General features: G+C 62.9%; 17 protein-coding genes and 1 tRNA gene. 9 read left to right on the forward strand and 9 right to left on the reverse strand.

Features of this window, described 5'->3' with window-relative positions; translation table 11 throughout:
- Positions 1-109: 109 nt before the first annotated feature.
- Both ACFPFW_RS09270 and ACFPFW_RS09275 read left to right on the forward strand, forming a co-directional pair.
- Positions 110-787 carry an HAD-IA family hydrolase gene (locus ACFPFW_RS09270; protein ID WP_114955878.1) on the forward strand — a complete coding sequence of 226 codons (678 nt, stop codon included), beginning with the start codon at positions 110-112 and terminating at the stop codon, positions 785-787.
- On the forward strand, positions 784-1,530 hold the full coding sequence (locus ACFPFW_RS09275; RefSeq protein WP_114955877.1) for an ATP12 family chaperone protein: 747 nt from the start codon (positions 784-786) through the stop codon (positions 1,528-1,530). The genes ACFPFW_RS09270 and ACFPFW_RS09275 overlap by 4 nt, the downstream gene beginning before the upstream one ends.
- A 38-nt stretch (positions 1,531-1,568) precedes the next feature.
- On the opposite strand, the gene ACFPFW_RS09280 is transcribed toward ACFPFW_RS09275, so the two are convergent.
- The 3 genes from ACFPFW_RS09280 to ACFPFW_RS09290 form a co-directional block, all read right to left on the reverse strand.
- Complete coding sequence (locus ACFPFW_RS09280; RefSeq protein WP_114955876.1) at positions 1,569-1,844, reverse strand: hypothetical protein; 276 nt, start codon at positions 1,842-1,844, stop codon at positions 1,569-1,571.
- Between the two features lie 156 nt (positions 1,845-2,000).
- A tRNA-Leu gene (locus ACFPFW_RS09285) sits at positions 2,001-2,085 on the reverse strand.
- A gap of 68 nt (positions 2,086-2,153) precedes the next feature.
- On the reverse strand, positions 2,154-2,396 hold the full coding sequence (locus ACFPFW_RS09290; protein WP_114955875.1) for a FliM/FliN family flagellar motor switch protein: 243 nt from the start codon (positions 2,394-2,396) through the stop codon (positions 2,154-2,156).
- Positions 2,397-2,457: 61 nt separating this feature from the next.
- On the opposite strand from ACFPFW_RS09290, the gene lipB reads away from it, so the two are divergent.
- Entirely contained in the window at positions 2,458-3,192 is a 735-nt protein-coding gene (gene lipB, locus ACFPFW_RS09295; RefSeq protein WP_114955874.1) for a lipoyl(octanoyl) transferase LipB, read from the forward strand.
- On the opposite strand, the gene ACFPFW_RS09300 is transcribed toward lipB, so the two are convergent.
- Positions 3,189-3,482, reverse strand: coding sequence for an acylphosphatase (locus ACFPFW_RS09300; RefSeq protein ID WP_114955873.1), 294 nt, complete (start codon positions 3,480-3,482; stop codon positions 3,189-3,191). The two genes, lipB and ACFPFW_RS09300, sit on opposite strands and share 4 nt — an antisense overlap.
- A 120-nt stretch (positions 3,483-3,602) precedes the next feature.
- Between ACFPFW_RS09300 and ACFPFW_RS09305 the strand changes: the two genes are divergently transcribed.
- The 5 genes from ACFPFW_RS09305 to ACFPFW_RS09325 all read left to right on the forward strand — a co-directional run bounded on the left by ACFPFW_RS09305 (position 3,603) and on the right by ACFPFW_RS09325 (position 9,829).
- Complete coding sequence (locus tag ACFPFW_RS09305; protein ID WP_114955872.1) at positions 3,603-4,730, forward strand: S-(hydroxymethyl)glutathione dehydrogenase/class III alcohol dehydrogenase; 1,128 nt, start codon at positions 3,603-3,605, stop codon at positions 4,728-4,730.
- A gap of 38 nt (positions 4,731-4,768) precedes the next feature.
- Entirely contained in the window at positions 4,769-5,443 is a 675-nt protein-coding gene (locus tag ACFPFW_RS09310) for a hypothetical protein (RefSeq protein ID WP_114955871.1), read from the forward strand.
- 187 nt (positions 5,444-5,630) lie between these two features.
- On the forward strand, positions 5,631-6,176 hold the full coding sequence (locus ACFPFW_RS09315; RefSeq protein ID WP_114955870.1) for a glyoxalase superfamily protein: 546 nt from the start codon (positions 5,631-5,633) through the stop codon (positions 6,174-6,176).
- 168 nt (positions 6,177-6,344) lie between these two features.
- The gene (mgtE, locus tag ACFPFW_RS09320; RefSeq protein ID WP_114955869.1) at positions 6,345-7,742 is read left to right on the forward strand and encodes a magnesium transporter; all 1,398 of its coding nucleotides are present in this window, start codon (positions 6,345-6,347) and stop codon (positions 7,740-7,742) included.
- Positions 7,743-7,912: 170 nt separating this feature from the next.
- Complete coding sequence (locus tag ACFPFW_RS09325) at positions 7,913-9,829, forward strand: potassium transporter Kup (RefSeq protein ID WP_114955868.1); 1,917 nt, start codon at positions 7,913-7,915, stop codon at positions 9,827-9,829.
- Positions 9,830-9,991: 162 nt separating this feature from the next.
- Here the strand turns inward: ACFPFW_RS09325 and ACFPFW_RS09330 are convergent, their stop codons facing one another.
- From ACFPFW_RS09330 to ACFPFW_RS09345, 4 genes are all read right to left on the reverse strand, one after another.
- Complete coding sequence (locus tag ACFPFW_RS09330) at positions 9,992-10,252, reverse strand: DUF3253 domain-containing protein (protein WP_114955867.1); 261 nt, start codon at positions 10,250-10,252, stop codon at positions 9,992-9,994.
- Positions 10,249-10,935 (reverse strand): DUF599 domain-containing protein, encoded by a 687-nt coding sequence (locus ACFPFW_RS09335; RefSeq protein ID WP_114955866.1) that lies wholly within the window; start codon positions 10,933-10,935, stop codon positions 10,249-10,251. The genes ACFPFW_RS09330 and ACFPFW_RS09335 overlap by 4 nt, the downstream gene beginning before the upstream one ends.
- Positions 10,936-11,113: 178 nt before the next feature.
- Positions 11,114-11,548 carry a DUF1489 family protein gene (locus tag ACFPFW_RS09340; protein WP_114955865.1) on the reverse strand — a complete coding sequence of 145 codons (435 nt, stop codon included), beginning with the start codon at positions 11,546-11,548 and terminating at the stop codon, positions 11,114-11,116.
- Between the two features lie 50 nt (positions 11,549-11,598).
- On the reverse strand, positions 11,599-12,249 hold the full coding sequence (locus tag ACFPFW_RS09345) for a glutathione S-transferase family protein (protein ID WP_114955864.1): 651 nt from the start codon (positions 12,247-12,249) through the stop codon (positions 11,599-11,601).
- A 421-nt stretch (positions 12,250-12,670) separates the two neighbouring features.
- Between ACFPFW_RS09345 and ACFPFW_RS09350 the strand changes: the two genes are divergently transcribed.
- A complete protein-coding gene (locus ACFPFW_RS09350) occupies positions 12,671-12,943 on the forward strand; it encodes a hypothetical protein (RefSeq protein ID WP_114955863.1) in 273 nt (90 codons plus the stop codon).
- A 5-nt stretch (positions 12,944-12,948) separates the two neighbouring features.
- Here ACFPFW_RS09350 and panC read toward each other — a convergent pair whose 3' ends face one another.
- A complete protein-coding gene (panC, locus tag ACFPFW_RS09355; RefSeq protein ID WP_114955862.1) occupies positions 12,949-13,806 on the reverse strand; it encodes a pantoate--beta-alanine ligase in 858 nt (285 codons plus the stop codon).
- Between the last annotated feature and the right edge of the window lie 61 nt (positions 13,807-13,867).

Consider the following 13,867-nt stretch of genomic DNA (forward strand, 5'->3'; position numbering starts at 1 on the left):
TCGGAAGCACCCCCGTGATTCTGCTCCTCTTTCGTCCATCTTCATAGGGGACAGTTGGCGGGCCGGTTCCGAGGCGTTACATCACCTCGCAACCAAGAGATTACGCATTTTGAATCTTGTCATTTTCGACGTCGACGGCACGCTGATCGACAGCCAACACATGATCGTTTCGGCCATGGAGCGTGCATTCGGCGCGCAAAGCCGGCCGGTCCCCAGTCGCGACCGCATCCTGTCGATCGTCGGCCTTTCCCTCGAGACGGCGATGGGCGTGCTTTGCCCGGAAGAGCCCGACGAGATCGCGGTGGAACTGGCCAGCGCCTACAAGGCTGCATTCTTCGAGCTCCGCCATAGTCCCGAACATCACGAACCGATGTTTCCGGGCGCGATCGAAGCATTGGACCGTCTCGCGGAGCGAGAGGACCTCGTACTGGGCATCGCCACCGGAAAATCGCAGCGCGGGGTGAGGGCCATCCTGGATCTCCACGACCTGCACGGCCGCTTTGCCACGATCCAGACGGCGGATCTGCACCCGTCCAAACCCGATCCGAGCATGGTCCTGACCGCTTGCGCCGAAGTCGGTGTTCTGCCTCAGCATGCGGTGATGATCGGCGATACGAGCTACGACATGGAAATGGGGCGTGCCGCCGGCGCTTCGGCGATTGGCGTCAGCTGGGGTTACCACGCCGCCGAGTCGCTGAAAGCCACCGGCGCCACCGCCCTCATTCGGCATTTCGATGAACTCGACGCGGCTCTGGCCAATTGTTTTGCGGAGACGGCAACGGCATGAGCAATACCGACGGCCCGATGCAGGCGGCGCAGCGGCTGATGCGGCCCACGCTGTCCAAGCGATTTTACGAGAAGGCCGAGGCAGCCGAGATCGAAGGCGGCTGGGGGGTGATGCTGGACGGCCGGCCGGTCCGCACACCGGCCAAGACCATATTGTCGGTGCCACGTCGCGAATTGGCGGAGGAACTGGCACAGGAATGGCAGGCACAGGTCGAGGTGATCGATCCGAACAGGATGCCACTGACCAGGCTGGTCAATTCCGCTCTGGACGGTGTGAGCCGCGAATCGGACGCCGTTCGTGCCGAGATCGTCAAATATGCCGGCTCGGACCTCATCTGCTATCGCGCCGAAGGACCGGACCGTCTGGTCGCTCAGCAAACCGCCGCGTGGAATCCAGTGCTGGATTGGGCGCACGACCATCTGGGCGTCCGATTCGTGGTGGCTGAGGGGGTCATGTTCGTTTCGCAGCCTCCGGAGGCGCTCGATGCGGTGGCACGGGAGGTGGAGAACCTGGACGTGCTCAGGCTCTCGGCGCTCAGCACTTCAATGACGCTGACTGGTTCGACCCTGATCTCGCTGGCGCTTTTGCGCGGGAGATTATCGCTGCAGGAAAGCTGGGCTGCCGCTCACGTCGATGAGGATTGGAACATCGAGCTTTGGGGCGCGGACGACGAAGCAATGGAGCGCCGGGCGGCGCGCTTCGAGGAAATGCAGGCGGCTGCGCGGCTGATGGCGCTGGCCTGAAGATCATGCCCGGCGGGCCGGGCATGATCCGATTCGCATCACTTGCGGTGGACGAGACGCATGCACTTGGCGGCTTCCTCGCCAACCTTGCGGGCTTCCTGCTCGGTGATCTTGCCGGCGTTGTGCAGCGGCTCGAGGTACGGGCGGATGGCCTGTTCGAGCGTCCGGTTCTGTTCGACCAGTCCGACACCGGCGCGATATGTCTTCAACGCTTCGCCACTAAGACCCTTTGCGCAGGCGTCAGCCTCCGCCCTGTCAGCAAGTGCGGCGGTCGGGAAGGCGAGGAGCGAAACGACGAGCAGGTTGCGAAGCATGATTCCCCACGGGGCTGGGTGAAAAAAGGAATGCGGCCAATGGCGGCCGGGCCGTCATCTGCGGGCGCATTGCGCCCTTTTTTAGTCATTGGTCCAACGACTACAATGACAAACGGCGGCTGAGGGGGCCGCCGTTCCGTCAACTCTGTGGATTTATGGTGCGGTCGAGAAGACTCGAACTTCCACGGGTTGCCCCACAGCGACCTCAACGCTGCGCGTCTACCAATTCCGCCACGACCGCTTATCTGCCGGAGCAAGTCCAGCGGCGGCGTCTGTAACAAAAGGATTGCAGCGCCACAAGGCCTGAAGTCAGCGTTGATCTGGCGCACGCTTGAGAATGCGCTTGACCTCGACCGCGATGCGGTTGCCGATGACGACGATCGCGCCTGCGGCGACAGGCATGTTGTTGGCCAGGATGGTGACCTCGTCATCCTCGGTCGCATCGAGCTCGATGACCGCGCCGCGGCCCATGCGCAGGAGCTGATGGATCGGCATGGTCGTTTCGCCGAGCATGACGGAAATATCGAGACGGATATCGTCGAGAACGGCCATAACTACCTTCTGCCGCACGGCGGCGCTGACCCTCTAGAGGTCATCAGATCATGGTTACCGGGTGGTTAATTCTCTTCATCTGACATCTGCCGCAAATGATGCACTTCCGGAATGGCGGGTCAGCGAGCGCCTTGTCGGCTATGCGGAATCAGTCGCCGCGATGGAAATGCGCGCGGAAGCGATCGCGGCCGGAAATGCGCCGGAGCTCGTATGGCTCATCGAGCACCCTCCGCTTTACACGGCAGGAACGAGCGCCCAGGACGCGGACCTGCTCGATGCTGGCCGGTTTCCGGTGTTCCGCACGGGGCGGGGCGGGCAGTTCACCTATCACGGGCCGGGTCAGCGCGTGGCCTATGTGATGCTGGACCTGAAGCGCCGCGAGCCCGATGTGCGGGCTTACGTCGCGGCTCTGGAAGAATGGATCATCAAGGCGCTGGCCGATTTCACGATTCGCGGCGAGCGGCGTGAAGGGCGAGTCGGCGTCTGGGTCCGTCGTCCCGAGCGTGGGTCCGTCGCCGAGGACAAGATCGCTGCGATCGGCGTGCGGGTCCGGAAATGGGTCACGTTCCACGGCATCAGCCTGAACGTCGAGCCCGATCTCGGGCATTACGCAGGCATCGTGCCGTGCGGTGTCAGCACTGCGGGTGTGACCAGCCTCGTCGATCTCGGTCGGCCGGTCGGCATGGATGACGCGGACGCGGCGCTGCTGACCGCGTTCCGCGAGGTCTTCGGTGAGATCAAGCCGGTCGATGGCGACCCGCCGGAGCTTGTCCGGGTGGAGGTCGAGCCGGCCTAGAAATCCGGAAGGACGGCGAAGCCGTCGTTGTGCGATGCGGTTTCATCGTCGGTTGCCGGACGCACGGCCACGTTCTCCGGCCGCGAGCCTGGCGGGCCGCGTTCCATGAGCGCGACGATGGCGTCGATCTGATCCGTCGGGCCGGAAATCACCGCCTCGACCCAGCCGTCATGGCGGTTGCGCACCCAGCCGTTGAGGCCGAACATGGTCGCGACCTGCTGCAGCCAGGCCCTATATCCGACGCCCTGCACGCGTCCGTAAATTTCCACCTGAACGGCTGTGTCCGCCACGTTCGACTCCGTCCCACGACGCGGGACTTATAGGATTTTCGCGGTTTCGGGGCCAGCGGCGGCTACCCGCCGCCGCTGGCCTGCGCCATAGTCCATCCAATAATTCAGGGAGGACAAGAAATGGACGTTCGTGCTGCAGTCGCCGTCGGCGCCGGGAAACCCCTCGAAATCACGACCGTCCAACTCGAAGGCCCCAAGGCCGGCGAAGTCCTGATCGAGATCAAGGCGACCGGCATTTGCCACACCGACTGGTTCACTCTGTCGGGAGAGGATCCGGAAGGCCTGTTTCCGGCGATTCTCGGCCATGAAGGTGCGGGTGTCGTCGTCGAGGTCGGAACGGGCGTCACGTCGGTGAAGCCCGGCGATCACGTCATTCCGCTCTACACGCCGGAATGCCGCCAGTGCCCGTCCTGCTTGTCGCGCAAGACCAATCTCTGCACCGCGATCCGCGCCACGCAGGGGCAGGGCGTCATGCCGGACGGGACGTCGCGCTTCTCGATCGGCGGCCAGAAGCTGCACCACTACATGGGCACCTCGACCTTCGCGAACTACACGGTCCTGCCGGAGATCGCGGTGGCGAAGGTTCGTGAGGACGCTCCGTTCGACAAGATCTGCTACATCGGCTGCGGCGTGACGACCGGAATCGGCGCCGTGATCAACACCGCCAAGGTCGAGGCTGGCGCGACGGCCATCGTCTTCGGCCTCGGCGGCATCGGTCTCAACGTCATTCAGGGTCTGCGCCTCGTGGGCGCCGACATGATCATCGGCGTCGACATCAACAACGACAAGAAGGCCTGGGGCGAGCGGTTCGGGATGACGCATTTCGTCAATCCCGCCGAGATCGGCACTGACCTCGTCCCGTATCTCGTCAACATGACCAAACGCGGCGCGGACCAGATCGGCGGCGCCGACTACACCTTCGACTGCACGGGCAACACCAAGGTCATGCGCCAGGCCTTGGAGGCATGTCATCGCGGCTGGGGCGAGAGCATCGTTATCGGTGTCGCTGGCGCCGGGCAGGAGATTTCCACTCGGCCGTTCCAGCTCGTCACCGGTCGTTCGTGGAGAGGGACGGCCTTTGGTGGCGCTCGCGGGCGCACCGACGTGCCGAAGATCGTCGACTGGTACATGGATGGGAAGATCGAGATCGACCCGATGATCACCCACGTGATGCCGCTTGAAGACATCAACAAGGGCTTCGAGCTGATGCATCACGGCGAGAGCGTTCGCGGCGTCGTGGTGTTCTAAAGCGTTCGGGCGATCGGTCCATCACTGATAAGGCGATAATGCGGGCTCGCGATCTTCGGGATGCAAGGCCGAGAACCTTTATCGAGGTTCAGACGAGCCCGACCTTATTCAATACCTACAACCTGCCAATGGAGCGGATTTACTTGCCGATCCATTTGGAGGAGACCACACGATTTCTCCCGCTGGTTCAGCACCTGCTGATATCCGTCGTTGCGATACTGATAACAGGGTGGCTATTCTTCGGTCTCGCCGCGACTGTTTCGATTGCCTTCATCGAGAACGATATCGCCGCCTTTCTTATAGGAGCAGCCATCTGCGGATTGCCGCTCGCTTTAACCGTGCCGCTCTCAGGTGTGTTCTTCGTCCATCTTGCCGATCTCCACGATCGCTCCCCACTGATCGTGATCTCGGAAGATGGAATATTGGATCGGCGTCAAATGAGAAAAGCGATACAATGGGTGGAAGTCGAATCAGTCAGGAAAATAGTTCCATCATATAGATCTTGGTATTTTCGATCTCACGGCGTTTTGCTGACATTGAGAAAAGAAATTCACCCGCGTATCAATATTTTTCGGTTTGGCGCTCTTACTGTGCTATTTCGGAAGAAAAGCCAAATCTATATTCCATTAGAAATGATGTTTATTGATGGATTTATGCTGGACAAGGTAGTCACGACGCTCGCTCAACGCGCCGGGGCACAGGTCCGCGAATAGCCCGCACGTGCTTGTCCCCGTTTCCGGCGCGGGCTAGGCTTCGCGCCGGTTGATACGGCCTGCCGCTCGCGCCCTATGGGGTCTGGTGAACGTATCTCGACATCGCTTCCTGTCCTTCTGACGGCGGATGCGTCGGCAATGCGGGCACTGACCGGATATTCCGCCGTGAGAACACGGATGGGAACACATGCGCACTTTCATGAACGCCAAGGCGATGGCGAAGACACTCGAATCGTCTCTCGCCGCTCGCAACATCGACCTGCCGCATAGCGCCGCTCTGGAAATCGTCGCCGCTCAATTCGGCTGCAAGGACTGGAACGTCCTGTCGGCCCGCATCGCGTCTGAAGTCAGGGCCGACGACGGCTCGATCGCCATCCAGCCGGCGATCCCCGTGGTTCGGACCTTCTCGGAGGAGAAGGCGCGGGAGTTCTACTGCGACTGGCTCGGCTTTCGCGTCGACTGGGAGCATCGCTTCGCGCCCGGCATGCCGCTCTATCAGCAGATATCCCGTTCGGAATCGCTGCTGCATCTCAGCGAGCATCACGGCGATGCGACGCCGGGATCGACGTGCTTCGTCAGGGTGGCCGGTATCGAGGCCTATCATCGCGAACTGCATGCCAAGCGCTACGCGAACATGCGTCCCGGCATCGAGAAGGTGGACTGGGGGCTGGAAATGACGGTGATCGACCCGTTCGGCAACCGCATCCGATTCTGCGAGCAGCGGCACGTCTGACGGCGGCGGCTGACGTTAGCGCGATCGAAACACCACGGGGCGCAGGCTGCACCGTGGTGTTTCAACGACTGTCCGGAACTAGTTGAGGAGCGGGAACATCTCCCATTGCCCCCAAGCGTGACTTCGCTACAAGACCGCTGATCTTTTCCCTCTTTCCGGAGCCCGACCATGGCCGAGCCTGAGCTCCAGACGGAGGAACCGGAGGTCGAGGGCGACGAGGAGCAGGCGATTACTGCCGCTCTTGTCGAGGCGGTCGCGGAGACGATCCGGACCGGAGACGCAGAACGCCTCCGGACTCTGGCTGGCGACCTCCACGAAGCCGACCTCGGCGAACTCGTCGCCGCGCTCCCCGCCGATCTGCGTCCGGGCCTGGTCGAACTGCTGGGCGAGGACTTCCACTTCGCCGCGCTGACCGAGGTCGACGAGAGCGTCCGCCTCGAACTCCTCGAGGACCTCCCGACCGAGACGATCGTCGAAGGCCTGCGCGATCTCGATTCCGACGACGCCGTCTACATTCTCGAAGACATGGAGGACGAGGATCGAGCGGAGATCCTCGAACGCCTGCCGCTGCCCGACCGGGTGGCGCTGACCCGCGGTCTCGATTTCCCGGAAGAGTCGGCCGGCCGTCTGATGCAGACGGATTTCGTCGCGGTGCCGCCGTTCTGGACGGTCGGCCGGACGATCGATCATCTGCGCGAGATGGAAGACGCGCCGGAGACCTTCTACGAGATCTTCGTCATCGACCCGTATTTCAAGCTGATCGGAACGGTTCCCCTCGACCGTATCCTGCGCAGCACCCGCAATACGCGGATCGAGAAGATACTGAACGAGGATGTCCGCTCGTTCGAGGCGACGCAGGACCGGGAAGAGGTCGCCCGCTCGTTCCAGCGCTACAATCTCGTCTCCGCGCCGGTGACCGATCCCGATGACAGGCTGGTGGGCGTGCTGACCGTCGACGACATCGTCGACGTCATCCAGCAGGAGACCGAAGAAGACCTGCGCGCTCTCGGCGGCGTCATGGGCGACGAGGAATTATCGGACACCGTCGTCGAGACCGCGCGCGGCCGTTTTCCGTGGCTTGTCGTCAATCTGGGGACGGCATTTCTTGCCGCGAGCGTGATCGGCTTGTTCACCAAGTCGCTGGAGCACATGGTGGCGCTTGCGGTGCTGATGCCGATCGTCGCCTCTATGGGCGGCAATGCCGGCACGCAAGCGATGACAGTGACCGTGCGCGCTCTTGCGACGCGCGAGCTGGGCCGCCGCAACAGCGGCCGCATCGTCGTCCGCGAAGTGCTTGTCGGCGCGGCTAACGGCGTTCTTCTTGCGGTTCTGCTCGGTGCCGGCGCGGGCCTCTGGTTCAAGAATCTGGACCTCGGCGCCGTCATCGCGTCGGCTTTGATCGTGAACATGGTCGTCGCCGGATTGTTCGGTACGATCATTCCACTGACCTTTCACAAGCTGAAACTAGACCCTGCGGTGGCGTCCGGCGTTTTCCTGACGACATTTACCGATGTTTCTGGTTTCTTTGGCTTTCTTGGCCTCGCCACATGGTGGTTCGGGTTGTGAAACACCGGGGTTCGCATGCGGAAGATGCAGGGTAGACGGCAATGTTCCGCATTGCGGCGGAAGGTCGGCGAGTCTATATCACCGCGCTCTTTGGCGGCGGGAGCTTTTCTCTTCCGGTCGCGTTCTGAGGGTGCAGGCGCCGCAACGGCGCGATTGGACGTCCGTCCCTAATGGCCGATTCTTCGCCGAGCTTTGTCGCCGCTGACGTCGGCGCGCCTCACGCCCATACCCATTCCCATGGCTCCAACTGGATGCTCATGCTGGGCAGTCTGGGCGTGGTCTACGGCGACATCGGCACGAGCCCTCTCTACGCCCTTCGTGAATCCCTCCTTCATGTGGGCCAGGCGCCGACGCGCGCGGAGATGATCGGTGTCGTCTCGCTCCTGATCTGGGCGCTGATCCTCGTCGTCACCGTCAAATATGTCGTGCTCGTCATGCGGGCCGACAACCAGGGCGAGGGCGGTACGCTGTCACTGATGGCGCTGGCGCAATCCTCGCTCAAGAAGGCGAGTCCGCTCGTCACCGGACTCGGCATCGTCGGTGCCTCGCTATTCTATGGCGACTCGATCCTGACGCCGGCCATCTCGGTTCTCTCCGCGGTGGAAGGCATGACGACCGTCTCGCCGCTCTCCGAGGACTATGTGGTCGCGGTGACGCTCGCGATCCTGATCGCCGTCTATACCGTGCAGTCCTATGGCACAGGACGGGTCGCCTCGTTCTTCGGGCCGATCATGCTCGTCTGGTTTGCGACGCTGACCATTTTCGGCGTGCTCCACATCTCGGATTCGCCGGACATCCTGCTGGCGCTGAACCCGTATCATGCGCTGCGCTTCATGTTCGGCCACGGCATCCTGGGCTTCACGGTGCTCGGCTCGGTGTTCCTCGCCGTCACCGGCGCCGAGGCGCTCTACGCGGATATGGGTCATTTCGGCCGTTCGCCGATCCGCAAGGCCTGGCTGTTCTGCGTTCTGCCGGCTCTCGTCCTCAATTATCTTGGGCAGGGGGCGCTCGCGCTGGCGCATCCGGCCTCGATCGGAAACCTGTTCTTCCACACCGCGCCGGAGCCGCTCCGGCTGCCCTTCGTGATTCTGGCGACGGCGGCGACCGTCATCGCCGCGCAGGCGGTGATCACCGGCGCCTATTCGCTGACCCAGCAGGCGATGCAGCTCGGCATTCTCCCGCGTCTCGAGGTCCAGCACACATCGGAGACCCAGCTCGGCCAGATCTACATGCCGAAGGTCAACTGGCTGATGCTGGCGGGCGCGATCGCGCTCGTGATCGTCTTTCAGACATCGAGCAATCTGGCCTCGGCCTACGGCCTCGCGGTGGTCGGCACGATGTTCATGACGAGCCTTCTCAGCGTTGTCGTCATCGCAAAGTCCTGGAGGTGGGGTTGGCCGCTGGCGCTCCTCATCATCGTACCGTTCTTCGTGATAGATTCGGCGTTCCTCATCGCCAACCTCTTGAAATTGCTGGATGGCGGCTATGTCCCGCTGCTGCTCGGCGCCATAATGTCGATCGCGATGTGGACCTGGGTGAGGGGGACCAGGATTCTGGCCGCGAAGGTCCGGCGCGACAGCGTGCCGTTCGAAACCCTGATCAAGACGCTCGGCAAGAGCTCCGCGGTACGGGTACCCGGTACGGCGATCTTCATGACCTCCGATCCCGAGATCGCACCGGCGGCGATGCTTCACAATCTGAAGCACAACAAGGTCCTGCATGAGAAGAATATCCTCTTGACCGTCAAGACGATGCAGCGACCCTATGTCGATGAGGAAGGCCGCTTCACCTACGAGAAGGTGTCGGAAGACTTCTCGAAACTTCAGATCTGCTACGGCTATATGGAGAGCCCGAACATCCCGAAGGCGCTGACGCTCGCGAAAGCCCGCGCCGGGATGAAGTTCGACATCATGTCGACCTCGTTCTTCGTCGGGCGCCGTTCGCTTCGTGCATCGCAGAAGGGCGGGATGCCGCTCTGGCAGGACAATCTCTACATCTCTCTCTCGCGGCAGGCCGACGACCTGATCGAATATTTCCGTATTCCGGCAGGGCGCGTTATCGAACTCGGCAGCCAGGTCACGCTGTAGGCTGCTGAGCTTCGTTCCCCGGACAAGTGCGCGCAGCGCACGCCGATCCGGGGCCTGGCGCGTAAGCGCGCCGCAGGCGCTCAATAGCTAACGAGCTTCGCGAGTATGCGCTGGGTCCCGGTTCTCGATGCAGCTTCGCTGCACCCGGACCGGGAAACGAGCTTAGTCAGGCGCTGCCAGCCGGTAGACGCCCTTGAACGTCTCGGGATCCACGGGCTTCCCCTTCCGCAGGATCGCGATATGGCCGTCGCGGGCCAGGCGGATCGCGACTTTGCGGACCGGTTGCATCAGGCTGTGCCAGTCCACTCCGGCTTTCGTGGCAAGCGCCTTGGCGACTTCGCCGGGGTCGACACTCTTTCCCGTGCCGTGCTTGCGCGTCATGTCGAGGATGGTTTCCTCGATTACCTGTTCGGAAACGCTCATGCTTCACCGCCGAAACTGGCGGCCTCGACCGAATCCGAGGCGAATTGCCGACGCCAGAGAACGATCGTGACGATCAGTGTCGTCACCATCAGGACGAGCGGCCCAGCGAACCAGCCGAGATAGGCGATGGCGAAGAAGAAGGCGCGAAGACCCCGGTTGAACTGCCGAGCGGCGGCCATGTTCATCCGGGCCGCACGCTGGATGGCAATCTCCGCCTCGGCGTCGGTGACGCTGCCGGCGATCGGCGTCGCTCCGATCAGGATCGCGACATAGTTGAACAGTCGATATGACCAGACGAGTTTGAAGAAAGAATAGGCGAAGATCAGCGCGAGCCCGAGGACCTTGATCTCAAACGTTGCGCGGGTCGTCTGCGAGGCAAGCGGGAGGTGGGTGAGGACTTCGAGAGCGGTATCCGTCGTACCGAGTGCTGACAGGGTGCCGCCGATGGCCAGCAGCGAGCTCGAGGCGAAGAAGGCGGTGCCGTTCTGCAGACCACCCATGATCTGCCCGTCGAGAATGCGGTTCTCGCGGTGGTACATCTGCCGCATCCAGGTGACGCGCGCCTCGTGCATGATCGCATTGAGGCCGCCTCGCTGGGTGAATTCGAGGTAGATGTAATAGACGACCCAAGCCAGGGCGAAGAGGCCGAGCGCTACGTAGTCGAGCGGCGTGAAGTCGAACAATGATCGGTCCTCGCAAGACGCGGAATGTTAGCTGTGGTCGCGATTCGAGGCGATGACGGCGTGTTTTCCGGGGCCGCGAAGCGACGAGCCCGGAATCCATAGTCCCTGTGCTGATAATGGAGTCGAGACGCTGCGGAGTATGGGTTCCGGGCTCGGCTTCGCCGCCCCGGAAATCGGGTCAGAGCAGGCCCAGTTCCTTCAGCTCTACAACGATATGCGCGGGCAGGCCGGCATCCTTCGTCGCGTCTCGCATATCGCTCGGGGCATCGGCGTGGGCGAGATAGCGCCAGCCCTGAAAGGGGCGTGAGGGGCGCGGCACGACGCGGACGAGTTCGGGATCGAGGACTAGCTGGCAACGGGAGATGCCGTCGGCTCCGGTCACGGAACGTAAAGCGAGTAGTCTCTGGCGCGCCTGCATGACGCCCTTGATGACCCAGTAGAGCGAGCCGCCATCGAGCAGGTCCTCAGCGCGGCTCGGCGCCATTCGGGTGGTATGCACCTGTTCGACCGCGAGGCCGCGCGAACGCTTCTCCTCGAGCGTCTGCTCGATCCACTCCTCCAGATCCTCGAAGGATTCCGCGCCGACGCAGAGCTTTTGCAGGTGAAGGGGCATACCTCTACCTGCGCCCGGATAACGTTGGCCGCAAGAGGGTCTGTGGACAGTCAGAACTCGTATTGCGGCAGGACCCAGGTCTCGGCCTTGGCGCCGTCGTACCATTGCTGCATTGCCGGCAGCGTGAGGATCGCGTCGACATAGGCGCGAGCTTCCGGCATGAGCTTGACGTTGTAGGTCTCGAAGCGAGTGGCGACGGGGGCGTACATCGCGTCCGCTCCGGAGAATTCACCGAACAGGAATGGCCCGCCCTGGCCGAACCGGCCGCGCGCCTCGGCCCAGATCTCCTCAATGCGGGCGATGTTCTCATTGGCTTCCGGATCGATCGGAAAGTCGGTGTAGGACCGGCGGACGTTCATCGTGTAGTGGCGGCGGAGCGCCAGGAAGCCGGAATGCATCTCGGCGGAGATCGAGCGCGCCATGGCGCGGGCCACCGGGTCCTTCGGCCAGATGCCGGCGTCGGGATAGGTCTCGGCGAGGTATTCGATGATCGCCAGAGAATCCCAGACCGTGACGTCGCCGTCCTTCAGGATCGGTACCTTGCCGGCCGGGGACTGGGAGAGGATCTGCTCGCGTGAACCCTCGATGTAGATCGGGATGACCCTTTCCTCGAACGGGATGCGGGCCTGCTTCAGCGCGATCCAGGGTCGGAGCGACCACGAGGAATAGGCCTTGTTGCCGATGACGAGGGTGAGGGACATCCGCGCGATCCTGTGCCGGAGAAAAACCGGCGCGAAAGTGCGGGATCACGCGGCTGGATAAAAGCGAATTTTGCTGACGTCAGCGATCAGCGTCGGTGATTGCCTCCCTCGGGAGAGGGGGTGCCCTCAATTGATCGAGACGATGAGGCCCGCCACGGTGACGAAAGCGCCGGCGAGGCGGACGAGGTGCGAGACGAAACCGTCAATCGCGATGTGGTTTTGCATCGGATTGTCTCCATACAGACCGTGTCTTTGTAGGGAGGTAAGTTTCGGTTCGATGTCCGGCAGGTGTCATCCGCGCAACGCTGGGCCGCATTGTGACGATCAAGTCCGGTTCATCACGGGGATAAGCCTAGAGCTTCCAGTGACAGTGAATCCTTGCCGCACCCACGCTGAGTGCCTCTGATTCCAGGAGGCCTTCATGCTGCGTGTATCGTCTGTCGCTGCTCTCGTTCTTCTCGCAACTCCCGCGCTTGCCGACCGGTCCGATGCGGACGCATGCGCGCGGAAGCTCTCGGGTCTTTCTCTGCAGACCTACAACGCGTCAATCGTAAAGGCCGAGAACGGCGCTACGCTCAGGCAGGCGATCGGATCGCATCTCGGACCACTCGTCGACTCGGGCAAGGTCCAGGAATCCGTGGGCAAGAAGGCCGGATTCCAGGCCGCGATGTGCGTGCGGCTGGTTCACCGCTGAGCTGATCAGTCCTGCCCGCGCGGTACCGGCACGTTGTCGATCAGCCGCGTCCCGCCGATGCGGGCGGCTACCAGAAGGCGGATCGGGCCGTCGTGGGTGCTGGCGATCGGGTCCAAAGTGAGCGCGTGGCGGGCCTCGACATAGTCGACCGTGAAGCCTGCCTTGGTGATCGCCTCACGCGCATCGGCCATGACCACGCCGATCGGCGCGCCGTGACCGATAAGCGCGGCGCTCTCGGTGAGGATGCGATGCAGTGCGGGCGCGGCGGCACGGTCTTCCGGCGAGAGGTAGCGGTTGCGTGATGACAAAGCGAGGCCGTCATGCTCCCGGACGGTCGGGCCGGGGACGACCTCGACGTCGATGTCGAGGTCGCGGCTCATGCGGCGGACGACCTGAAGCTGTTGCCAGTCCTTCTCGCCGAAGATCGCGACATCCGGCCGGACCTGGCCGAACAGCTTCGAGACCACGGTCGTGACGCCGCCGAAGAAATGCGGGCGGGCATCGCTTTCGAGACCGGAGGCCGGGCCGCCCTGCGGCGCGACGCGGGTGATGAAGCCTTCCGGATACATCTCCTCCACGGCGGGTGCGTAGATGAGGTCCACGCGCTCGGCCGAGAGGGCGGCGCTGTCGGTATCGAGCGTGCGCGGATAGCGGTCGAAGTCCTCGTGCGGCGCGAACTGGGCCGGATTGACGAAGATGGAGACCACGACGCGGTCAGCATGGTCTCCGGCTTGCTTCACCAACGCGAGATGGCCGGCATGAAGGGCGCCCATGGTCGGTACGAGCGCGACTGTCTGGCCGGCCGATTTCCAGCTTGCGACCCTGGCGCGGAGTTCGGCCTTGGTGTGGACGATCTCAGGCATCGTGCTTGTCTCCGAATGGGCTGCACGCCATAGCAAGGCGGCACTCGCGCGCCAAGGCGTG

It is taken from the genome of Flaviflagellibacter deserti, assembly GCF_042652085.1.
Classification (GTDB): domain Bacteria; phylum Pseudomonadota; class Alphaproteobacteria; order Rhizobiales; family Methylopilaceae; genus Flaviflagellibacter; species Flaviflagellibacter deserti.